Source organism: Methanoculleus sp., from assembly GCF_036677455.1.
Classification (GTDB): Archaea; Halobacteriota; Methanomicrobia; order Methanomicrobiales; family Methanoculleaceae; genus Methanoculleus.
Genome location: NZ_JAVBWL010000017.1, coordinates 26964 through 48166, shown reverse-complemented (window position 1 = coordinate 48166; position 21203 = coordinate 26964). Strand labels below are relative to the sequence as shown.

The following is a 21203-nucleotide window of genomic DNA, read 5'->3' as shown; positions in this document are numbered from 1 at the left end:
CGGGCCTCCCATCACCGCGAGTATTGTTGCGTTCCGGGCCTCGCCGTGCTACTGAGTCTTTAACGCCAGAGTATCTCCCGGGCGCTCATCGAGTGGTGGAGAGCGGGAGGGGAGGGCAGGTAGCCCGGGCCCTTCACCCCTCCCGCCGGGGGATCCGGGACATAAAGTTCGCGATCGCCTTCAGATTCAACGCTATGTTGACAAGATACATCACCAGCATGATCGCCCCGTAAACCGTCAACGTCGCCATCACGGAGAACCCCAAGTACTGGCTGATGGAGAACCCGGCAATTACCGCACAGACCCGGGTGAGATCCCAGATCAGCATCCAGTGGTTGTAGCCGTAGATCGTCAACCGCGATGTCGGGGCGGCAACGAACTGCGGGATCATCATGAGGGCCAGCGGGAGGCAGTACCAGCCTGCTTCCACCCAGGCTCCCCCGAAGATGACCGGGGTGAGGAACGGGGCAGCCAGCGCGAGCGCGCCTATCGACGGGACGGCAACGAGGGCGAGCTGCCGGACCGTGGTGACGTAGAGGGGCCGGAGGTCGGACGACTCCTCCCGGACCAGCTTCGACGCCTCGCCGAGATAGACCTGTGCCAGCGCGGTCGAGACGATGCTCCCCGGGAGGACGAGCAGGTTCTGGGCAAGCGCGTAGAGGCCGACCGTCTGCGAGCCGTAGATGGCAAGGAGCATGATCGTGGGGAGCTGGAGCGAGAGGGTGTTCACGACGGATGCCGGGAGATTGAATGCCGGAAAACTCCAGTACTCCTTTGCGACGGCCCTGATGCCGTCGACGGAAACCTGGCTGAGGTTCTCCCGATCGGTCTTCCACATACTGCGTGCAAACGTCCCGATTCCAGCGGCCTGGGAGACGATGTGCCCGACGATCAGGCCGGCCGTCCCGGCAGAGAGGAGCCCGAGCAGGATCTTGCACGCCGCCCCGCTTGCACTCTGGTTTACCCGGGTGGAGGCCACCCTCGGGTAGTCCCGTTGCCGGATGGCCCAGTAGTTGAGGATCGAGTAGAGCCCCACGCCGAAGAACCCCGGGACCAGCAGCCAGAGGTATTGGCCGGAGAGGCCCGGACTGAAGGTGCCGGTGAAGAGATCGCCGGCGATGAGGACGACGAGCGCAAAGACGGTTGATGTTACCGCGAGCAGCACCAAGCAGAGGGCAAAGAGGTTCGCGGCGGTCTCGTCCTGACGGGGGATCGCGTAGGCGGACTCATACCGGAGCGAGGCGGCGACGACGACGATCGAGAGGACCGAGGTGTATACGGCGAGGATGCCGAGGTCGGCGGGGCCGTAGAGCCGCGTGATGATCGGCAGGGCCGCAACGCCTATCGCCTGGGCAAGTGCCGTGCTACCGCCGATGACGGCGACGCCACTATATAACGGGTTGTCCCGGAGAACCCCGGCGATCTTCGCAGTTACGGGGTTGCCCTGCAGGAGAGCGTTGAGGCCCTTCATCTCGTGCTTGCCGCCCGCACGGGTCCCAACGGTGAGGGGCCGTGCACGATCATTTCGCTACGGCACCTACTGTCTCGAAGGTAAGTGAGCCTTGCGGTGGGGCAGCGCCTCTGATGGGTCCCCGAAGAGAAGGATCTATGCGCTCCCCTGCGGTGCCGGGTCCCGGACCGAGAGGGCGAAGAACCCACAGACGGCCGCCGCAAGGAGGAAACTCGCGAAGAACCCGGGGCCGAAACCGCCGCCGGCAACAATGATCCCGGTGACCAGAGGACCTGCCGAATGCCCGATATCCATGATGGACGACAACGCCCCCATCGAGGCCCCCATCTGCTCATCTTCTGCAACGTCCGCGACGTACGCACTGGTCGCAACCGTAGAGAGCGACATGCCCAGGGCAAGAAAAGAACTTATGAGAAGAAACTCCGAAAAGCCTGGCGCAAACGGGATGGCGGCAACTGAAACCCCCAGGACGAGGAGCCCTATGACGATCTGGACCCTCTTGTCGACCCGGTCGGCGATCCTGCCGAAAGATGGCTTTGACGCCGCGATGATCAGCGTCTGGGCGGCGAAGAGGACCCCCGTCTGGTAGGCACCCATTCCCCGGGAGAGCAAGACGAGCGGCAGGAACGTCTCAAACGCCCCGAAGGCGAAGTAGGTCGCCATATCCACAAGTGCCGTTGCCCGCAGCCTCCGGTTCGTGAAGAACGTGACAAAACTTCTCCAGAACGCTGAGAACGGGAGGACCTTCAGGGGGCCCGGAGTCTCCTCCCGGTAGAGGAGGATCAGGGCGACCACCGGCACTGCGGCGATTGCTGCAGCGAGGTAGACCATCCGGTACGGGATAAACCCGGGGTAAAAGACGAAGAACGATAGGATAGCCCCGCCGACGAGCGGGGCAAGGGTCCTCCCGATCAAGGTCGCGGAAGAATATTGCCCGAGCACCTCCCCCTTCTTCCCGGGAAACCGTACGGCAATCATCGCAGCGATCACCGGCCCGAGGATCGCGGTCGCCATCCCGTGGAAGAATCGGACCGGGATCAACCAGAGCGGGTCGGTGATGAAGAGATAGAGCAGGGGCGCCGAGAGGAATATCGCTCCGGATGCGATGAGCAGTCTCCTCTTTCCCAGGTGATCCGAGAGGACTCCCACCGGGAACGAGAAGAGGATCCCGGCAAGCGGGGAGATCGCCGCAATGAGGCCGATGACCGCATCGCCGGCACCCAGGGCCTGCGAGAAGAGGGGCAGCACCGGGTTCTTCGAGATGGTCGTTGAGAAGATGGCAAAGAACCCGATCAGAAAGAGGCCATACATCGCGTCCGGTGCGAAATGATGCCTGACCATGGTTCTTATCGCTTGTGGTTCTCCGTGAGCGGGCTTATACGTTGTGATCGACCGGGAAGGGTCGCTACACGGCCTTCCGGACACCCCACCCCACACGGATCGGACGCGAGATGCCCTCTCCCGGACGGCGTTTTTCTAGCGAAGGTCCCGGCCCCCGAGGCCGGGCATCCACAGAAGGGACCTTACGCGGGATACAGAAATGGCGGCCCTACCTCAACGGCCCGGAAAATTCCGCCGATTTTTAATGAGATCTGATATCCCCGGAGGGGTATTTATCATGTTGAATCATTACAAAACCTATAAAGCGAATATGAGACCACGCTTTACAGTTCATTCCTACTCGCTGGTTCTGCTTTCCCTGAAACAGCCCATCGTTCAGGGAAGATGAACCCACAGGATCATGAAGCCACCAGAGTAACGACACTCATAGACACGAGGAGACACCATGGTCAAAAAAATGCTGAGTGAATTCGAGTCGTACGATCTCCTGAAACAGTACGGTGTACCGGTACCCGAACACGCCATCGTCAAGACCCCCGCCGAAGCGGGCAAAGTGGCGGAGAAGATGGGGTTCCCGGTCGTCATGAAGATCCACTCGCCCCAGATCGTCCACAAGAGCGACGCTGGCGGTGTGATGGTCAGCATCTCATCGAAGCAGGCCGCGGAGGAGGCGTTCACCAAGATCGTCTCCAACGCAAAGGCGTATAACCCGGAAGCCGAGATCCGGGGGATCATCGTCGAGCAGCAGGCGGCGCCGGGGCTCGAACTGATCGTCGGCGGGAAGACCGACCCTGCGTTCGGGAAGGTGCTCACCTTCGGCATGGGCGGGACGCTCGTCGAGCTGATGAGGGATGTCACCCTGCGTATCCTCCCGATCACCGAAGAGGAGATCCGGAAGATGGTTCGGGAGATCGACGGCTACCCGATGATCCAGGGCTACCGCGGATCGAAGCCGCGGGACGAGGAGACGCTTGTTCAGGTGATGTGGGCGATCAACCGCTTCTTTGCCGAGAACACCAACGTCGTCGAGTTCGACATCAACCCGGTCCGGCTGTATGAGTCCGGGGCCTGCATCGTCGACGCCCGGGTCTTCATCGATGACGAAGCGGTCGAGAAGGTGGCCAAAGAGCGGGCATTCGTCCCGATCGAGTACTTCAACCCCCGCTCGATCGCGGTCATCGGGGCCTCATCCGAACCCAAGAAGATGGGGTACGCCGTGATGCACAACCTCCTCCACTTCCCGGGGCAGCTCTACCCGGTGAACAACAAGCGCCCGGAGATCCAGGGACTCAAAGCCTACCCCTCGATCCTAGATATCCCGAACCCCGTCGATATGGCGGTCATCACCGTCCCGGCAAAACATGTCCCGGGCGTGATCGAGGAGTGCGGCCAGAAAGGGGTCTCGATGGCGATCATCATCACGGCCGGGTTCAAGGAGATGGGCGAGGGCGGAAAGGCGCTCGAAGAACGGGTCCTCGCGATCGCAAAGGGCTACGGCACGCGGATCGTGGGGCCGAACTGCCTCGGGCTGATCATCCCCCCGAAGGGCGTCGACACCACCTACGTCCATGAGTCCCCGAAACCCGGCAACATCGCCTTCATATCCCAGAGCGGCGCCATCGTCAACACGGTCGTCGACTGGAGCATCAGGCAGGACATCGGTTTTTCCGCCGTCGTCTCCGTGGGCAATCAGGCGGACCTCAACTTCATCGACTTCCTCAGGTTCGTTGAGCGCGACCCGAAGACCAAGGGCATCATCCTCTACATCGAGGAGATCCAGGACGGCAAGACCTTCATGAAGGTGGCAAGCGAAGTCTCAAAGACCAAACCCATCGTGGCGATCAAGTCCGGTTCGTCCGAGAAGGGACAGGCAGCAGCCTCATCCCACACCGGTTCGCTCTCGGGGTCTTACGACGTCTACATGGAAGCATTCCGCCAGTCCGGCGTCATCCCCGTCCACACCCTCTCCGGCACCTTCCAGGTCGCCGAGATGCTCTCGCTCCCGAAAGGCTACCCCCGCGGCAAGCGTGCGGTCGTGATCACGAACGCCGGCGGATTCGCCGTCCTCTCCTCCGACTACGCCGAGCGGTACGGCATCAATCTGATCACCCTGCCGTCAAACGTCTTGAAGGAGTTAAACGACCTCCTCCCCGAGTTCTGGAACAAGAACAACCCGATCGACCTCCTCGGCGACGCGAACGAAAAGCGGTTCGAACAGACCTTCAACGTCCTCGCCAAGCATCAGGACTGCTGGGACATCGCCTTCGTCGTCGGGTTCCCGAACCTCGTCATCGGGTCGGAGCAGTTCGCAAACCAGATCATCGGGTTCTCGGAGAAGACCGAGAACGTGATCGTCGCGACGCTCCTCGGCGGCGGGTCCATGGACCGGGGCCGCAAGGTCCTCAAGGAGAACGGCATCCCGCTCTTCGATGAACTCGACTTCACCTTCAGGGTGATGGGCCGGATCCTCTGGCAGCGGTTCCGATAGGACCCATCTTTTTTTCGCCGGCGATCACTCGCCGGGCACCACTCTTCCATCTCTCCGCCAGACCACCAGGAACGACGAGAGGACAGCGAACGTGTAGCAGGCCCAGAAGAGCGGGATCGCCGTCCCTGAACCCGGCTCCCCGGAGGCGAGCCGCATGATGCCGACCCCCATCGAGACCAGGATGGCCGCGATCACGACGAGGACCGGTGCTATCCGGACACGGGCGGGTCCTGAGGCCACCTTCGGCGTCACGACGAACGCGAGCCGCTTTCCCGAAACGGCGTACCAGATCGCCCTGGCGTAGACGAAGGCAAGGGTGTTGAAGATCGCCTGCGAGAGGACGAGGTCGCGCAGGGAGTACTGCCGCTCGCGGATGCTGATGATGACCTGGATCGCGATCACCACGGCGAGCACCACGGCAAAGACAGGAGGGAGCCAGACTGGCAGGATCGGGATACCGAAGATCAGCGTGGCGACGGGGAGGAGGAAGAGCACTACGTTCACCCCGCCGAGCAGGTAGATCGAGACGATCACGACGAACTCAAGCCATTGCACCGCGTCCATGCTCCGGGGGCGTGTGACGAGCTGCCGGAGGATGGTCCCGAGGAGCCGGGTGTTGCCGTATGCCCAGCGGAGCTGCTGCGTGAAGTAGGCGGCGAGGTTCGGCGGCGCGATCCCTTCCGCGTAGACGGCATCAAGGAAGATTCCCCGGCGTCCCCGGAGGTGGAAGCGAAAGGAGGTGGCGATGTCCTCGGCGATGCATGTCTCGTCCATCCCCCCGATGGCGGCAAGGTGGCTCACCCGGAAGATACAGTTTGAGCCCGTCAGCATGGCGGTGCGGTTGACGAAGAGCCCTCTGCAGGTGTGCTTGTTGTAGATGTGCTGCTGGTAGGAGAACGTGACGCTGATCGGGTCGTCTGGCTTCGACGGAAAGAACTGGGGGGTCTGGATGAAGGAGACGGAGGGGTCGGCATCGAGGACCGGGATGAGGTCGGCGAGGATAGCCGGCTTCACCTTCTGGTCGGCGTCGATCACCAGGAGGTAGGGGGTCTCGGCGTCGAGGAAGGAGACGGCATGGTTGATCGCTCCGGCCTTGAACCCCTCCCGGTGGTCACGGTGGACGTAGCGGAGGCGATGCCGCCGGGAGATATCCTGCATCGCGGAGCGCTTCCCCGCATCCGTGGAGTCGTCGAGGAGGAAGATCCGGACGTCCGGGTAGGCGATCGCCGTGCATGCCCGGACGCAGGCCTCGACCACACCGGGCTCCTCGTTGTAGACAGGGATGAAGACCGCGGCGCCGGGGAGGGGAGTGCCGGAACGTTCCGGCACGATTGGGCGTTCGGCGTAGGCGTAGAGCGACCGCAGGAGGTGATCGGCGTAGCTCACAAACTGGACAATCCCGAACGCGGTGACGGCGACGAGGAAGAGCGAGAGGATTCGTGCAACCAGCCCCCATTCTGCCCCGGTGAGGAGGAGGTGCAGGTCACGGAGGAGGACGAATGCGAGCAACGCCATGAGCGTGGCGGTGAAGAGTGAGATACGCGTTGCCGTCTTCATGGGGTCCACCGTTCTCCGGATAAGAGCGCATACGACGCCATCGCGATCCTCCCGGGTGAGATTCCTGATGTGCGAGGCGATTTCTGTATCCTCCACCCTACAGGATTATTTAAAAGTTGCGGAGAAAGGTGCACCGCCACCCGGGAACCGCGGAACGGCTCCTCCAGGATTATCACCTCAAATCAGGGATTAAAATCAAAATACCCGCGTATGATCCACATATTCGGGCATACCCGGTTTGGATTCGTTGTTGCGCCTGGCCACCGATACTCTAAAATAGATCGCTTTCCTTCTGTCAAATGATAACTATGGCTGAACAGAAGATGGCAACGACGCCGCAGAAGAAGTATGAACTGCCGCCCCTGCCGTACGCTCCCGATGCTCTTGAGCCGCACATATCAAAGGAGCAACTCTCCCTCCACCACGATAAGCACCACCAGGCATACGTGACCGGGGCGAACGCGAACATCGAGAAGCTGGAGAAGGCACGGCAGGAAGGTGCCGAGGTCGATATGAAAGCGCTGTTAAAGGAACTCTCGTTCAACATCGGCGGCCATGTCCTGCACACCCTCTTCTGGCCGACCATGGCACCAGCTGGCAAGGGAGGCGGCGGAGCCCCGACCGGCGCCATCGCCGAGAGGATAAACCAGGAATGGGGCTCGTTTGACCGGTTCAAGGCCGAGTTCACGAAGGCCGCCGCGAGCGCCGAGGGCTCCGGCTGGGCCGCGCTGGCCTACGACGCCATGACGGACCGTCTCGTGATCATGCAGGTCGAGAAGCACAACACCAATGTCTACCCCACGTTCCCGCTCCTGATGGTCCTCGATGTCTGGGAGCACGCCTACTACGTCGATTACAAGAACAACCGGGCAGGGTTCATCGACGCGTTCTGGAACGTCGTGAACTGGGAGACCGTGAACAAGCGACTGGCAGACCTCTAACCTTTCTTTTTTGACCGGGGCGGGCCGCAGTGGCCCCGGGCATCTGTTTCCCGCGCCGACCTGCACCCGATACTCCATCCCCGGATTCGCCGGGAAGGTAGCGTCGCGGCGCCCTCCCGGCTTCCGGCATAACGTTTAAGTAGTCGTCCCTGGATCGTAGTCAGACGACGTTATCAGAAAAGGGGGGAAGAAGAATGAACCAATACCGCAGGCGATACACCACTATTACGAGACGCCCGGACTCTCCACGGGAAGAGCCGACCGCCAGTCCTCATATACGGACGGCAGAGGCTGGAGAGCTCTGCACCCTGCCATACTCTATTTCACGAGCATACCTGGCCGGCACAGGGATAAACCATGCTCAGTAGAGCCCTCCTCGAAGAGGAGCAGATCCGGGACGCAATCACGGCGGGGGCAGTGCAGCGTCTGCTGCACGAAGACGACCCACGCTTCCGGAACTTCCGGCTCTGCAACGCGTGCGGCTCCTGTACACCCTACTGCGCAGCACGGATCAACGATCCCGGGACGGATAAGGATTGGGGATACCTTGCCCGGAAGGTGACCGCAGCCCTCCAGGCGGGCAGGTGCCCGGATATCGACCTCTCCGCGTGCGTCCAGTGCTACTCCTGCGCGACCGCCTGCCCGCGGTCGATCAGCATCGGCGGGATCATCAACGCGGTATACGAGACGGAGCACACACAACCGCTCTTCCGAAGGATGCTCCTCGACCGGGGGTGCCTCCCCCCTCCCGCCTTCCTCCCGCTCTACACCGGCAGGGGCCGGTTCAGGAAGTTCGTCGCCAAGGCCGCCCAACGCCCGTCCCCGGTGGAGACGAGAGCAGTCGACGAGGTCCGGACGATGCTGCTCCACCCTGCCCGGGCATCGACGTTCTCCCACCCCGGTGGGCACGTGCCGGAACGGCCGGCCGCACCCCCGGACCGGGTCTTTCACCTCACCTCCTGCTGCGCCTTCAACTACCCCGGGGCAGACCTCTCGCAGCGGGCGATCTTCGCCTCGCTCGGGGTCCGGTGCGATACCTCGGGGATGCAGACCTGCTGCGGGGGGGCTCCCCACTACATGGGCAGCGCCGGGTTTGCGGACCGGCTGCTCCTCACCGCCCGGAACCTCAGCGTCATCCAGGATGCGCCCGGGACGGGCAACGAGATCGCCATCACCGGGATATGCCCGACCTGCAGCGACTCGTATGCGTCCGCACTGGAGGTGCTCTCCGGGAGCGGGAACCGGGCGGCGGCAAACGAAATGTTGGGCCGGATCGGGCGAGAAGTGGGCGATCCGGGGGCCTTCCGGGTCGCGAACATACTCGACCTCTATCCCCTCTACCTCGACGAACTCCGGCGGCTCGTCGAGACGCGGCTCTCGGGCTTGCGTGTCGGGGTGCATGTCAGCTGCCACTACAAGAAGATGAAAGGCAGCCTCGCCGTCCCAACGGGGCTGCACGACCTCGCGGCGGTCACCGGGGCAAAGATCGTCAGGGGCGATATGGAGAACTACTGCTGCGGCGGGGTCAAGAACCTCTTCGACCGGCACCTGACCTTTCCTGCCCGGGAACCTTCCCGGCTGAGCCGGATGGTCTACCAGGACTTCGTGCAGCGCCGCCTGGACGTGATGGTCGTCGACTGCCCGGGGTGCGAGCTGGTCTACGACCATATGGGGGTGCCGGTGCTGCATATCACCGAGTTCCTCGCGCTCGCGATGGGCGCCGACCCCCGGGAGACGGTCCGGCTCCAGGGCCACATGACATCGCTCAAACCGGCGCTCAGCCGGATCGGGCTCCTCTAACCCCGGAGCGGCTGCTCTGGAGGGCCAGCCTCCCGGCCCTCGTTGCGGGGATACGAGCCAGCCTTGATGCGGGTGAGAGGTGCCTGTACATAGCTGGCGATACGGTCCTGCAGGGGTCGTGACCGCAAACCACTTATCAACACGAATATGAATTTCTTAATATAATTTTTACCAAATACTAATCTTGAAGGGGGTAAACTCGCATGAGCATTGTAGATTCGGTGTCTACTCGACCGGAAAAAACGTTCCAGATCCTCGACGAGCCGGGCGTGGGCATCCTGGTGCTCGACCAAGATATGGGGGTGACCTGGGTGAACGCCTATGCCAGGGAGATCCTCGCAGCGAGCGAGGATGAGGTCCTGGGGTCCGGGATCCATCAGGTTCTCGATACGCACCTGATGCCGCTCGTCGACGAGGGGGAAGGGACCCGGGAACTCTTCACCGCGATGGGTGCCGGGGACGAGGTCTCCTGCCTCGACCTCAGGGTGCAGGACGCCCGGGGAGAGGAACGGCGGTACGTCTACTCCAGCCGAAGGCTGGAACAGGACCCGTTCGCAGGGATGTGGGTCCTCCGGATACGGGACGTCACCAGCAGGAAGACGAGCGAACGGCTGCTCTCCGCAAACCGGCAGCTCCAGGTCCTCAACCAGATCATGGGGGTCTCCGCGTCGTCCCTCTCGCTCGACGAACTGCTCGAGGCGTCCCTCTCCAGGACGCTGGACCTGCTCGACTTCAATCTCGGGCTGACCTACCTCCTGAACCCGGAGAGGACGCTCGCGCTCGCCCGCTACCACCACGCCGTCCCGGAGGCGTTTCTCGCCCGAAACAGGGAGATAAAGGTCCACCACTGGCCCTGGAACTTCGTCTTCGTCGCCGGGAAGCCACGCTACCTCGAACTCTCTAGCGAGCCGGGCACGCTCGAGGAAGAGATCCTCGCATCGCTCGGGGTCGCCACCCTTGCCTGCATCCCGATCCTGGCGGAATCGGTCGTGGTCGGGGCGCTCCTTCTCGGGAGCAGGGAGCGGGATGGGCTCAGTGACGAGGAACGCCGTCTCCTCGAAGCGATCGGGAACGAGATCGGCTCGGGCGTCCTCAGGAGCATGCTCCACAAGCGGCTGGAGGCGGCCCACCGCGAGACGAACCTCTACCTCGACATCATGACCCACGACATCAAGAACGCGGAAAACGTCGCGAGCCTCTACTGCGACCTCCTGCTCGACATGCTCGAAGGGGACGCCGCGGCCTACGCGAAGAAGCTCAAGGAGAGCGTCAGGAAGAGCACCGGCATCCTCCAGAACGTCTCGACGATCCGCCGCATCCACCAGGAGCCGCCCGAACTCGCGCCGGTCCACCTCGGCCAGGTCATCAGGGCCGGGATCGACCGCACCCCGGACGCCGACGTCTCGTTTACGGGTTCTTCGGCCGAGGTCTGGGCCGACGACCTGCTCTCCGAAGTCTTTACGAACCTGGTCGGGAACGCAGTCCAGTTCGGCGGGCCGGGTGTCGGGATAACGATCCGGGTGGAGGACGACCCCGAAGAGGTCGATACCGTGGTGGTCTCGGTGGAGGACACCGGGCCCGGCATCCCCGACGAGATGAAAGAAACGGTCTTTGACCGGTTCAACCGGGGCTACGGGGAGGGGCTCGGCCTCTACATCGTCGGGACGCTGGTTACGCGCTACGGCGGCCGGGTCTGGGTCGAAGACCGGGTCTGCGGGCACCCGGACCAGGGAGCCTCGTTCCGGTTCGCGCTCTCCGAGGTGGTCCGCACGGGGACCGACGACGAGATGGAGTGAGGAGCGGCTTCACGCCGCTGCCGCCCCCACGGCCTGCCCGATCTTGAGCCCCGCCGTATACCGGCGTGCCCAGACGTACCCGACCACTGCACCGAGCGCGTTGCCCGCCGCGACCCCCCACCAGACGCCGGAGAGGCCGAGGTTGAGTTCGATCGCAAAGACCCAGACGAAGAGGGCCGTGAGGACGACGGTCTGCAGGACCGTGATCGTGAGCGACCGTGCGCCGAGGCCCGTCCCCTGGAAGAACGACGCCGAGACGAACCCGAACCCGATCATCGGGTAGACCAGGCTCATCACCCGGAGGTAGGTCGTCAGTTCCGGGGTTATTCCGGCTGCGTCGCCCGGCGCCGCAAAGAGTGCGGCGATCTGGGGGGCGAAGACGAACATCCCCACCGCGAGGCCGAGACCGATGACGACCCCGAGCCTGACGGCGTAGAGGAGGGCGGACTCCATCCGGGCATACGCCCGGGCGCCGTAGGTGGCGCCGGTGACCGCAACCACCGCCGAGGATATGGCAAGGATGGGCGTTAAGCCGATGCTCACGATCCGCCACCCGGTCGAGTAGACCGCGACGCCGTCCGTGCTCGATATCAGGACGATGACGCCGTTCAGGACCAGGGTCATCAGGGCAAGCGAGAGCTGCTCGACGGCGGCAGGGAAGCCGACCCGCAGGATGTCGTGGGTGACCGCGGCGTCGGGGACGAACTCTCTCGGGTGAAGGGAGATGTAGGTGTCGCGCTTCACGAAGAGCCAGTAGACCATCGGGATGGCGGCGATGACCTCGGCGATGATCGTCGCCCAGGCTGCGCCGGCGATCCCCATCTGGAAGGTGTAGATCAGGATCGGGTCGAGGACGACGTTCGCCACCGCGCCGAGCGCCATGGCGTACATCGCCCGCTTTGCGTCTCCTTCCCCGTGCATCAACGCGTAGGCGACCTCGCCGAAGAGGAGGGCGAACGTCCCGAGGAAGAGGATCCGGGCGTACTCGGTGGCAAGCACGGCGGCACTCCCCGCCCCCATCAGGACGAAGATCTCTTCGGCGAAGAGGAAGAGCGGGATGGTGACGGCGACGGCGAGGACGGTCATCAGGAGGATCGTGTGCATCGCGACGCTGCTCGCACCGGCCCGGTTGTGGGTGCCGATCATCCGGGAGAGCGCCGCTTCACCGCCGGTGCCAAGGCCCGTCGCTAACCCGATGGTTATAATGATGAGCGGGAATGAGAACCCGACGGCGGCAAGAGCGTCTTCACCGAGGCCCGCGACCCAGAACGCGTCGACGACGTTGTAGAGGGTCATGAGGGTCATTGCGACCATCATCGGTATGGAGAGCCGGATGATGGCGGTCTTCGGATCGGCAAGGAGGAGTTTTGTTCCTTCTGTCTCGTTCTGGTTACTACTTGAGGGTATATCTTCTTCTGATTCGCTGGTTGGCATACATATCGCCTGCTGGCGTGCCCACGTCGCGGCTTCCCGGTCGAATCCGGGAGCGGCTATAGGGTGGATGGGACGCCGTGCCGTTTTCTGGCTGCGGATTGTCAGGTGTGCCCGGTATCGGTGGCCAAAGAGAAAACGGCCTCGAAGGAATAATTCCCATAACCCGATTTTCGGACGGCATAAGACAATACAAGAAAAATATGAGCGCGGATTGGTAGATATACCTTTGTTCTGAGAGGGGGACACACCCCCGGGGGAGAGGCAGGAAAAAGGTTCAACGGGGGGTCGGCGCTGCGATCGCCGCCGCCCCCCGCCTCTTCACGGCACGGTCGTAGAGGATCCAGTTCTCCTCCCACTCCGGGTTCCGGTCATGGAACTGCTCAAGGACCCGCCGCCGGATCTCGCCGGTGGGCATCCCGTCGTAAGCGACCCGTTCGATCGCCTCCCCGATCGCCCGGGCATCCTCCACCGGTGCGCCCGATTTGAGCGCGCTCACGATGACCTTCTCCCGCACGAACGGCTCGCGCCTGCCATCAGCCTTGACAACATTGACCACCTCATACACCTCCGTGTGCGGTCCCGGGCGGACCCGGGGATATTAAGACTTACGGTCCTGTCCGCGCCCCCACGCCGCCGTAGACGATGACGTTCCTGATGCCGCGGGCCCCAAGCATGCGCATCGCCTGCTCGATGAGGAGGTCGGAGCCGAAGACCCGGTCGGCCATCCTCTTCGTCCCCGCGGCGGCCAGGAGTTCCCGGCCCAGCGCCGACCGCCACGCCCGTTCGTAGGCCTCAAGGGGCTCGCCGGCGAGCAGGTGGCGTGCGGCGGCAAGCCCGGCGAGCCGGCCGCAGATCATGGCGGTCGCGATCCCGCCGCCGTTCGAGGCGACGACCTGCCCCGCGGCATCCCCGACGGCGAGGACGTTGCCGCGGACCGTCGTCCGGATGGGGCCGGAGACGGGGACGAACCCGGCCTGGACGTCCCGGGCAACAAAGCCGTGCTTCGAGAGGAACGCCCGGAGGAGGACCGGGACCGGCGGCGCCGGCCGTTGCACGCCGAGCCCGACGTTCGCGCACCCCCGCTTTGGGAAGACCCACGCATACCCGCCGGGAGCGATGCGGCTCCCGAAGAAGATCCGGAGGCGGTCGCCGAACTCCCCGTCGACCCGGCAGGTGACGGCGGGGGCGAGGACGGCGCTCCGTTCCATCCCGGCGAGCCGGCAGACCCGGGAGAGCGGGCCGTCTGCGGCAATCACGACGCGAGCCTCGACATCGCCCCGGCTGGTCTGCACCCGGCTCCCCTCCCGGCCGAGGAACACGGTCTCCGTCGCGAGCACGGCGCCCGCACGGACGGCTGCATCCGCGAGGTGTTGATCGAAGGCATCCCGGTCGACGGTGTACCCCTCGAGGTCGAACCCGTACTCCCGGCCCCGCGGGGAGACGGCGACCATGCCTTTGATCGCCCGCCTGACCAGCCCGGGATCGACCGGGAAGAGTTCGTCGAGACCCGGGGCGTTCGGGAGCGCTTCCGCGAGGACCGCAGGGGACGCGTTGAACTCCCCGCAGCAGACGGGAGTGCCGATCTCCGTCTTCCTCTCGATCAGGAGGACGTCGAGCCCCGCCTCCGCCGCGTAGCGTGCGGCGGTGCTCCCGGCGGGGCCTGCACCGACGACGAGGAGATCGCACCGGTCCTGCATCGGTGCTTCCGTGGGAGCGGCGGGATATAAAAGAGTGGGATTATTGTCTGCTACGGCTCTTCAGCCGCGCGATCCTCTCCGCAACCTGTTGCCGCGACGCCTCGGTCGCCTCGACGTCCCGGCGGACCGTCATCTCAAGGATATCCCCTTCCCGGGCATCGTCGGGGAGGAGGGAGCGAGGGAGGGTGAAACTGACCGACTCCTCCTCGCGGACGAGGAGGACGGCGAGGCCCTCCTCGACCCGATCAAGGCTGACGCGGAAGGTCGACTCCATCTTCATCCCTCCAGGATGCTGACGACCGCCCCGTTCGCGTCGGCGAGCGTGGCGGTGTCGCCGTCGTTGTTCCAGACCGGGCCCGACCGGCCCCAGTAGAGGTCGGTCGCGGTGTCGTTCCCCGCGCCGGAGTGGACCGTGACGTCGGCACCCGGATCAAGGGAGAAGACCGGGAAGGTGTAGGTGTTCCGGGCTCCCTCGTCGGTGATCGTCCAGCCGGTGAGATTGACCGCCGCCGGATCGGTGTTCGCGACGGTGACCCGCTCCTCCTGGAGGTCGAGGTCGGCGACGTACACGCCGGTGGGGAGGGGAGTCGGCGCCGGGGTCGTGGTCGCTGTCGCGGTCACTGTCGGGGCCGGTGCCCGGGTCGTCACGGTGGCGGCCGGCGCCCCGCCTGCCGTAACGGAGAGCGCCCGGCCGTCGGTGGCGATGACGACGTTCCCGTCGAGGTCGGTCCGGTAGATGCGCGAGCCGGTCGCCTCAAGGCGTTCGACCGTTTCTTCGTGAGGGTGGCCGTAATCGTTGTTGGCACCGACCGAGATGACGCTGATCGCAGGGCTGACTGCGGAGAGGAACTCCGCCGAAGATCCATACCGGCTCGCGTGGTGGCCGACCTTCAGGACATCGGCATCGAGGTCGAGCCCGGCCCCCATCATGCTCTCCTCCGCGGGCTTCTCGGCATCGCCCATAAAGAGGTAGGAGATCTCGTTGTAGGTGACCTTCAGGACGACCGAGTCCTGGTTGATCTCGCCGATAGGTTCAGCGGCCGGGTTCAGGACCAGGATCTCGAGGTCGGGATCGAGGGCGATCGTCTGCCCGCGCTCCGCCGCCGTATACGGTATCCCCCTCTCCTCGATCAGGGCGAGCAGGTTCTCGTAGGTCGCGGTCGAGTGCGGCTGCGCAGCGTCGACGAACTCACCGACCGGGTAGGCGGAGATGACGGCGGCGAGGCCCCCGATATGATCGGAGTGCGCGTGGGTTGCCACCACCACGTCGAGCCGTTCGACGTTCTGGTCGTCTAAGTAGGCGATGATCCGGTCCGCCATCCCGCGCTCACTGGCGTCGATGAGCATGGTCTTATCGTGGAACTGGAGGAGGATCGAGTCCCCCTGGCCGACGTCGAGGAAGTGGACGACAAGGTCGCCGGAGAGGTCGGAAACGACCTCAGGCTGTCCGCCGGGAACGGAACAGCCGGCGGCGAGGATGCATGCAGCAAGTGCGATGCAGATCAGGTATCGGAGTACGGACGTCATGCTGTCTCTTTAGAGATATCGGACCCCGGGATATAAGAGCGTCTCGTCGGGCGAGGAGCACTATCTTCGGCAGGCACGCAAGCAAGCGCCGGTTCTGACCCCCGGCGGGAGGTGAGAGCGCCGGGGAAGGAAAGGGTGATATGGTTCGGCTGATATCTCTTAACTGGAGAACGATGAAGAGCATTTCCCTCCTGGAGATCTATAGCGGAGTCCAGGACGATGTTCAGGCGATCTTTCGGTCAAGACTGCTGATGCAGGTGATGCTTGCCCTGGAGGACGGGGCAAAATCTCTCTCATTTCTCCGCGATATCACGGGGAGTTCGTCGCAAGCACTCATCCCGAAGATCCGGCAGCTCGAAGCCCTGCACTACGTCGAATCGATACGGGGCGACTACGCGCTCACCCCCATGGGCCGGCTCGTCGAACCGGAGATCGGGCGGCTGGTGGCGCGCATGGGGGTGCTCCAGCGCCACCGGGAGTTCTGGATCGAACACGAGATCGAGGGTATACCCCCGGACTCCCTGGGCGATCTGCCATGTCTCTATAACGCCGAGGTGATACGGAGCGTCGAAGAGGACATCTTTGCCGTATACGCAGCGTTTACCGCCATACTCAAGAAAGCGTCGTGGATTCACGGCGTGTCCTCGATCATGAGCCCGGCCCATGCAGACGTGATCAGAGAGGCGGTTTTGCAGGGCAAGCCGGTCGAACTCGTTGTCTCCCCTGAACTTGCCGACCGGTTGGCCGACGAACCGTACCGGGCCATGCTGGAGTCCCTGCAGGGGCACGCCAAGTTTGAATTGTTTATCTCCCCGTTGCCGATTCGCCTCGGATTGACAGCGACCGATGGATACCTCTCGTTAGGCCTCTACAGGCGCGATACGAAGACCTACGACGCCGCTGCCGACCTCATCAGCACCGACGCGGCGGCAGTCGCCTGGGGAGAGCGGCTGTTCCAGCGCTACAGGATGGCGGCAAAACCGTTGCAGATACCCCCGGAATAACTCTTTTTCAAATCTCGGCCGGCAACGTTCAGCGGAACTTTTATCGGGAAGTCACCTCTCCGATCGGCCGGGCATTCGAAGAGTCACCCATATCGACAAAAAGGAGCCGGAACGATGCTCGAAGAGTGGATGATACATTTCCTATATCTACGTAGCCCTGCCGGGTAGCGGATCCGGGTCTTTTGGGCTAATTGTACCGACGAATATTCGTCGGTACAACTAATGTTCGCCTCTTTTTGTCATAACTGTTATATGTTCGCACCCGCGAATCGAACCAACCCGGCTCAGCCGGCCTGGCAGGCCGCTGTCCGCCTCATCGTGTATAGTTCCCTGTACCTCGCCGTTGCAGGAGCAGCGATGGTGTACATCTCCTGCCTTCTGCAGGATCTCCCCTTCGACCCGGTTGCCGCGGCAATACTGATGCTTGTCGTGTTTGCCGTCTACAACCTCAACCGCAAGACCGACGAGGATGAAGACGCGATAAACCACACCGAGCGGTATACGTTCACAAAAAATTACGGATCCATCCTCTTTCGCTCCGCAGTCGGTGCCTACGTTGTCGCCCTCTGCCTTTCAGCCCTCCTGGGATTAGGCAGCCTTCTTGTCACGGCTGCCCCTCTGGTCGCCGGGATCGTCTACAGCGTGCCGCTCTTTCCCGCCAGGTTCGGGTTTCGGCGATTAAAAGAGGTTCCTCTCATGAAAAGTCTCGTCGTGGCGTTTTCCTGGACCATCCCGCCAGCTCTCCTGCCGGTCTTTCACGCCGCCCTCCCTGTGGATATCGCCACCAGTATCGTCGGCGTCTTCTTCTTCTCTCTGGTCTTCACGAACACCGTGATCTTCGATATGCGCGATGTGGAGGGAGACACAGCGTCGGGCGTCAGGACGATCCCGACAATCCTCGGCGCCCGGAGGACGTCCCTTCTCCTCACAGGGATAAACGTAAGCCTCGGAGCCGTGCTGGTGCTCATCGGCAGGTACCTGCCGGATCCCTCTATGGTGCTGATGCTGGTTGCAAGCGTAATTTACGCTCAAGGATACGTCCTCTGCTTCCGGGGGCTTGAAAAGGACAAACTCCTCTTCGAATTGCTTGCCGATGGACAGTTCATCGTACTGGCAGGTATTTTCTCCCTGCTCCTCGTGCTGCCGTATCCTCCGATATGACCGGAATGCTGCCTGCACTGCCACTCTCCCGGCACTCTACACACCCCATTTTATGAATCCCTGCCGGAGAAAGAGGGATTTCAGGGCGAACTCTACCACATAAACGTATACCTTCGTTAGTCTGATGAAGATTCATTGACGTAATAAATGTCTTGTAACGCGCGAGTATCTTAGAAGAGAGATGGGGATATACCCGAAGGCAGCGATCCGCTGAAGAGTAACCCCGGCGCTCAATATTTCGGATCAGCAGAGACTGGATTGGAGCGGATTTACGATGAGAGATGATGCACTAACCATGCTGGCCCAGATGAACAGAGAACGACCACAGCGAGGCGCATGTGCCACATGCATGTACTATGACCCCGAGCGGGCCTACTGCGGTTACATCCATGCACCCGTAGATATCCTCTTCGCCTGCCCGCAGATCCTCGATAAACGCAGCTGATCCAGGGCGACGGCGCTGAATCATGCCGCATTTTGAGCAGACCACGCGAACCCCAACACTTTTGTGCCACCCCTACTATGGCGTAGCTTGATCGCCATGCCAGGTGCAGACTACATCTACCCAAACGTCACGGAAGTGGCCCGGCGGGGCGGGCTCCTCGAACGCTGGCACCTCGCTGAACCGCTCGGGTGCACCTACGTCGAGATCCCCGCCGACTTCATCAAGAACAGGACCGAGGTGGAGCGGACCGGACAGGAGATCGGCTCCATGCTCACCCGGTCGTCCATCGAGCACCTCTACGAGCAGGACAGAAACCTTCCCGGCCACCTCGGCTACGTTATGCACACTGAGGCGGCCATCCCCCGGAAGGACCAGCACGGCCGGCAGGTGACGGCAGCCCTGCGATGGCGCGACCCGGAGTGGGTGGGCGCTTTCTCGGATATGCTCCTCGAGATCGAGGACTATCTCGGCATCCCCCCGGATATCATCGAGATCCACCCCGGCGACCGGAGGAACGCCCATGCCGATATCGTCATGGCGATGCATGCCCTGATCGTCGCCCACTGGGACGCGTTCGGCGTGGAACCCCTGGTGCTGGTCGAGAACCACGCCGACCAGAGCATCTCCACCGGGAGCCGGATGCAGGCGTTCTGGACGGTGCTCAAGAACAACCATCCCGAGATCGCCGGCCTCGCCGGGATAGCGCTCGACCCCTGGCACCTTTATTCCGCCGCGAGAGAGGAGTTCCTCGGGGTGCTCGGCGAGCTACCGGCCGAGGCGCTGCGGGCCTTTCACATCCATAACGACCTCAGCCCGCCGTCGATGGGCGACGCGATCCCCTGGCGGGAAGTCTTCCGGCTGGTCGGCAGCCTTCCGGGGACGCCCTGCATCAAACCCCTGGTCTACCAGAGGAGCAGGGTTCCGGGAGCCATCGCCTTCTGCGAAGAGATGCTCACCGCATCGCAGCCGGCGTATGCAGCGCCGCCGGCGTGATCCATCCGGATCGCGAAGGTTCATAATTTCAGAGAACCAGAGGGTGCCGCATGATACCGATAGCGGCTCCCGATCTCCCCGCGGGCATTGAGTGGTTCAACGTCGACCACCCCCTCTCCCTCCGCGACCTCTCCGGCAGGGTGGTGCTGCTCGTGTTTGAGACGTTTGCATGTTCAACCTGCATACGGCTTGCCCCGGACCTCCGGCGCCTCAGGGACGAGCATCCCGGTCTTGCGGTCATCGAGATCCATTCCCCCGACCTCGAATCTCGGGCGGTCGCCGGGGAGATCCGGGAGGCGATTCGCCGTGCCGGAACGGATCACCCCATCGCCATCGACCACGACCGGTTGCTCCGGCAGGCCTTCGCGATCCGGGACTGGCCGACCTTTGTCCTGATCGACCCGGCGGGAAACGTCGTCGGGAAGACCGCCGGGGAGGGGCTCTACGGGCGGCTCAGCCCGAAGATCGACCGGCTCACCCGCGAGTTCGAACAGCGTGGAAGGCTCAAGAAGGGACCGCTGCAGTCCGGGGCCATGCTTAAAGGCGAAGAGGAGACGGCCCTTTACCGCCCCGGCAAGGTCGCGGCGGACAACGTGGGGATGCGGCTCTTCGTGAGCGACACCGGCCACCACCGGATCGTCGTTGCCGGCAGGGACGCCAGGATCCTGGAGACGATCGGGACCGGGACCGCCGGGAGCACCGACGGGGGGTTCGACGAGGCGGCGTTCTACCTGCCCCGGGGCCTCGTCTTCGACGAAGAGGCCGGCATCCTCTACGTTGCAGACGCGGGGAACCACACCATCCGGCAGGTCTCCTGGCCCGAAAGAAGGGTCACGACGATCGCCGGGACGGGGCTTGCGGCAACCGCGCCCACGAGAGGCGGGCCGGGGACCGACGTCGCGCTGAACGCGCCGTGGGACCTCGCTCTGCTCGGTGGCCACCTCTACATCGCGATGGCGGGGGCAAACCAGGTCTGGCGGATGGACCTCTCCACCCATGAGGTGGAACCCTACGCCGGGACGGGCCTGGAGGCCCTGGTCGACGGCCCGCTCCGTGAGGCCGCCTTCGTCGGCCCCTCGGGGATCGCCACCGACGGCGAGGCCCTCTATGTGGCCGACACCGGGGCGTCGGCGATCCGCCGCATCAAGCGGGGCATGGTCGAGACGCCCATCGGCCACTCCCCCGATGACTTCGGCGACCTCGACACCATCGCCGGGATGGCACGCATCAACCACCCGGCGGGCATAGCCTGCTGCGACGGCCTGGTCTTCATCGCCGATACCGAGAACCACAAGGTCAAAGAGTTCAACCCGGCCACCGGCTGGGTCCTCACCATCGTCGGGAGCGGCGACCGCGGCGACCGGGACGGGCTCTCGGGGGACGCGTCCCTGAACGGGCCGAACGGTCTCGCGAACCTGGGAGGGCTCCGGTACATCGCCGATACCGGCAACCACGCTGTCCGGGTCTATGACCCGGTCCGGCACCTGGTCTCGACCATGATGCTCTGGAAGTAGGTGCGTCCTGAGCGCTCCGGCTCCCTCCCGGGAA

The 21203-nt window shown here is 63.5% G+C and carries 16 protein-coding genes; 8 read left to right on the top strand and 8 right to left on the bottom strand.

Annotated features, from left to right (window positions below):
* Positions 1-133: 133 nt before the first annotated feature.
* Both V6K60_RS04825 and V6K60_RS04820 read right to left on the bottom strand, forming a co-directional pair.
* Positions 134-1471 (bottom strand): oligosaccharide flippase family protein, encoded by a 1338-nt coding sequence (locus V6K60_RS04825; RefSeq protein WP_332449377.1) that lies wholly within the window; start codon positions 1469-1471, stop codon positions 134-136.
* Positions 1472-1606: 135 nt separating this feature from the next.
* Positions 1607-2812, bottom strand: coding sequence for an MFS transporter (locus tag V6K60_RS04820; RefSeq protein ID WP_332449376.1), 1206 nt, complete (start codon positions 2810-2812; stop codon positions 1607-1609).
* Between the two features lie 445 nt (positions 2813-3257).
* Here V6K60_RS04820 and V6K60_RS04815 point away from each other — a divergent pair, with 445 nt between their 5' ends.
* Positions 3258-5300 (top strand): acetate--CoA ligase family protein, encoded by a 2043-nt coding sequence (locus tag V6K60_RS04815; protein ID WP_332449375.1) that lies wholly within the window; start codon positions 3258-3260, stop codon positions 5298-5300.
* A gap of 24 nt (positions 5301-5324) precedes the next feature.
* On the opposite strand, the gene V6K60_RS04810 is transcribed toward V6K60_RS04815, so the two are convergent.
* On the bottom strand, positions 5325-6953 hold the full coding sequence (locus tag V6K60_RS04810) for a glycosyltransferase family 2 protein (RefSeq protein WP_332449374.1): 1629 nt from the start codon (positions 6951-6953) through the stop codon (positions 5325-5327).
* 203 nt (positions 6954-7156) lie between these two features.
* On the opposite strand from V6K60_RS04810, the gene V6K60_RS04805 reads away from it, so the two are divergent.
* The 3 genes from V6K60_RS04805 to V6K60_RS04795 all read left to right on the top strand — a co-directional run bounded on the left by V6K60_RS04805 (position 7157) and on the right by V6K60_RS04795 (position 11394).
* The gene (locus V6K60_RS04805; RefSeq protein ID WP_442919549.1) at positions 7157-7798 is read left to right on the top strand and encodes a superoxide dismutase; all 642 of its coding nucleotides are present in this window, start codon (positions 7157-7159) and stop codon (positions 7796-7798) included.
* Positions 7799-8155: 357 nt separating this feature from the next.
* Entirely contained in the window at positions 8156-9598 is a 1443-nt protein-coding gene (locus tag V6K60_RS04800; protein WP_332449372.1) for a heterodisulfide reductase-related iron-sulfur binding cluster, read from the top strand.
* Positions 9599-9801: 203 nt separating this feature from the next.
* Positions 9802-11394: a sensor histidine kinase gene (locus V6K60_RS04795; protein ID WP_332449371.1), complete on the top strand. Its 1593-nt coding sequence runs from the start codon at positions 9802-9804 to the stop codon at positions 11392-11394.
* A gap of 9 nt (positions 11395-11403) precedes the next feature.
* Here the strand turns inward: V6K60_RS04795 and V6K60_RS04790 are convergent, their stop codons facing one another.
* The 5 genes from V6K60_RS04790 to V6K60_RS04770 form a co-directional block, all read right to left on the bottom strand.
* Positions 11404-12828: an MATE family efflux transporter gene (locus tag V6K60_RS04790; RefSeq protein ID WP_332449370.1), complete on the bottom strand. Its 1425-nt coding sequence runs from the start codon at positions 12826-12828 to the stop codon at positions 11404-11406.
* Positions 12829-13102: 274 nt separating this feature from the next.
* The gene (locus V6K60_RS04785) at positions 13103-13384 is read right to left on the bottom strand and encodes an ATPase (protein WP_332449369.1); all 282 of its coding nucleotides are present in this window, start codon (positions 13382-13384) and stop codon (positions 13103-13105) included.
* A 49-nt stretch (positions 13385-13433) separates the two neighbouring features.
* On the bottom strand, positions 13434-14525 hold the full coding sequence (locus V6K60_RS04780; RefSeq protein WP_332449368.1) for an NAD(P)/FAD-dependent oxidoreductase: 1092 nt from the start codon (positions 14523-14525) through the stop codon (positions 13434-13436).
* Positions 14526-14565: 40 nt separating this feature from the next.
* Positions 14566-14805, bottom strand: a complete 240-nt coding sequence (locus V6K60_RS04775; RefSeq protein WP_332449367.1) for a DUF3006 domain-containing protein — start codon at positions 14803-14805, stop codon at positions 14566-14568.
* Positions 14802-16052, bottom strand: coding sequence for an MBL fold metallo-hydrolase (locus tag V6K60_RS04770; RefSeq protein WP_332449366.1), 1251 nt, complete (start codon positions 16050-16052; stop codon positions 14802-14804). Before V6K60_RS04770 ends, V6K60_RS04775 begins: the two co-directional genes overlap by 4 nt.
* A gap of 173 nt (positions 16053-16225) precedes the next feature.
* Between V6K60_RS04770 and V6K60_RS04765 the strand changes: the two genes are divergently transcribed.
* The 4 genes from V6K60_RS04765 to V6K60_RS04750 all read left to right on the top strand — a co-directional run bounded on the left by V6K60_RS04765 (position 16226) and on the right by V6K60_RS04750 (position 21169).
* The gene (locus V6K60_RS04765) at positions 16226-17056 is read left to right on the top strand and encodes a helix-turn-helix transcriptional regulator (protein WP_332449365.1); all 831 of its coding nucleotides are present in this window, start codon (positions 16226-16228) and stop codon (positions 17054-17056) included.
* Between the two features lie 252 nt (positions 17057-17308).
* Positions 17309-18217, top strand: a complete 909-nt coding sequence (locus V6K60_RS04760) for a UbiA family prenyltransferase (protein WP_332449364.1) — start codon at positions 17309-17311, stop codon at positions 18215-18217.
* A 541-nt stretch (positions 18218-18758) separates the two neighbouring features.
* Positions 18759-19655: a hypothetical protein gene (locus tag V6K60_RS04755; protein WP_332449383.1), complete on the top strand. Its 897-nt coding sequence runs from the start codon at positions 18759-18761 to the stop codon at positions 19653-19655.
* A 50-nt stretch (positions 19656-19705) separates the two neighbouring features.
* A complete protein-coding gene (locus V6K60_RS04750) occupies positions 19706-21169 on the top strand; it encodes a redoxin domain-containing protein (RefSeq protein ID WP_332449363.1) in 1464 nt (487 codons plus the stop codon).
* Positions 21170-21203 lie beyond the last annotated feature (34 nt).

What these genes read in the sequence shown, in the direction of transcription:
- V6K60_RS04780 (WP_332449368.1), bottom strand. Translation starts at nt 14,525, where the DNA reads ATGCAGGACCGGTGCGATCTCCTCGTCGTCGGTGCAGGCCCCGCCGGG.
- V6K60_RS04815 (WP_332449375.1), top strand. Translation starts at nt 3,258, where the DNA reads ATGGTCAAAAAAATGCTGAGTGAATTCGAGTCGTACGATCTCCTGAAA.
- V6K60_RS04820 (WP_332449376.1), bottom strand. Translation starts at nt 2,812, where the DNA reads ATGGTCAGGCATCATTTCGCACCGGACGCGATGTATGGCCTCTTTCTG.
- V6K60_RS04825 (WP_332449377.1), bottom strand. Translation starts at nt 1,471, where the DNA reads ATGAAGGGCCTCAACGCTCTCCTGCAGGGCAACCCCGTAACTGCGAAG.
- V6K60_RS04765 (WP_332449365.1), top strand. Translation starts at nt 16,226, where the DNA reads ATGAAGAGCATTTCCCTCCTGGAGATCTATAGCGGAGTCCAGGACGAT.
- V6K60_RS04795 (WP_332449371.1), top strand. Translation starts at nt 9,802, where the DNA reads ATGAGCATTGTAGATTCGGTGTCTACTCGACCGGAAAAAACGTTCCAG.
- V6K60_RS04790 (WP_332449370.1), bottom strand. Translation starts at nt 12,828, where the DNA reads ATGCCAACCAGCGAATCAGAAGAAGATATACCCTCAAGTAGTAACCAG.
- V6K60_RS04775 (WP_332449367.1), bottom strand. Translation starts at nt 14,805, where the DNA reads ATGAAGATGGAGTCGACCTTCCGCGTCAGCCTTGATCGGGTCGAGGAG.
- V6K60_RS04760 (WP_332449364.1), top strand. Translation starts at nt 17,309, where the DNA reads ATGTTCGCACCCGCGAATCGAACCAACCCGGCTCAGCCGGCCTGGCAG.
- V6K60_RS04805 (WP_442919549.1), top strand. Translation starts at nt 7,157, where the DNA reads ATGATAACTATGGCTGAACAGAAGATGGCAACGACGCCGCAGAAGAAG.
- V6K60_RS04755 (WP_332449383.1), top strand. Translation starts at nt 18,759, where the DNA reads ATGCCAGGTGCAGACTACATCTACCCAAACGTCACGGAAGTGGCCCGG.
- V6K60_RS04770 (WP_332449366.1), bottom strand. Translation starts at nt 16,052, where the DNA reads ATGACGTCCGTACTCCGATACCTGATCTGCATCGCACTTGCTGCATGC.
- V6K60_RS04750 (WP_332449363.1), top strand. Translation starts at nt 19,706, where the DNA reads ATGATACCGATAGCGGCTCCCGATCTCCCCGCGGGCATTGAGTGGTTC.
- V6K60_RS04800 (WP_332449372.1), top strand. Translation starts at nt 8,156, where the DNA reads ATGCTCAGTAGAGCCCTCCTCGAAGAGGAGCAGATCCGGGACGCAATC.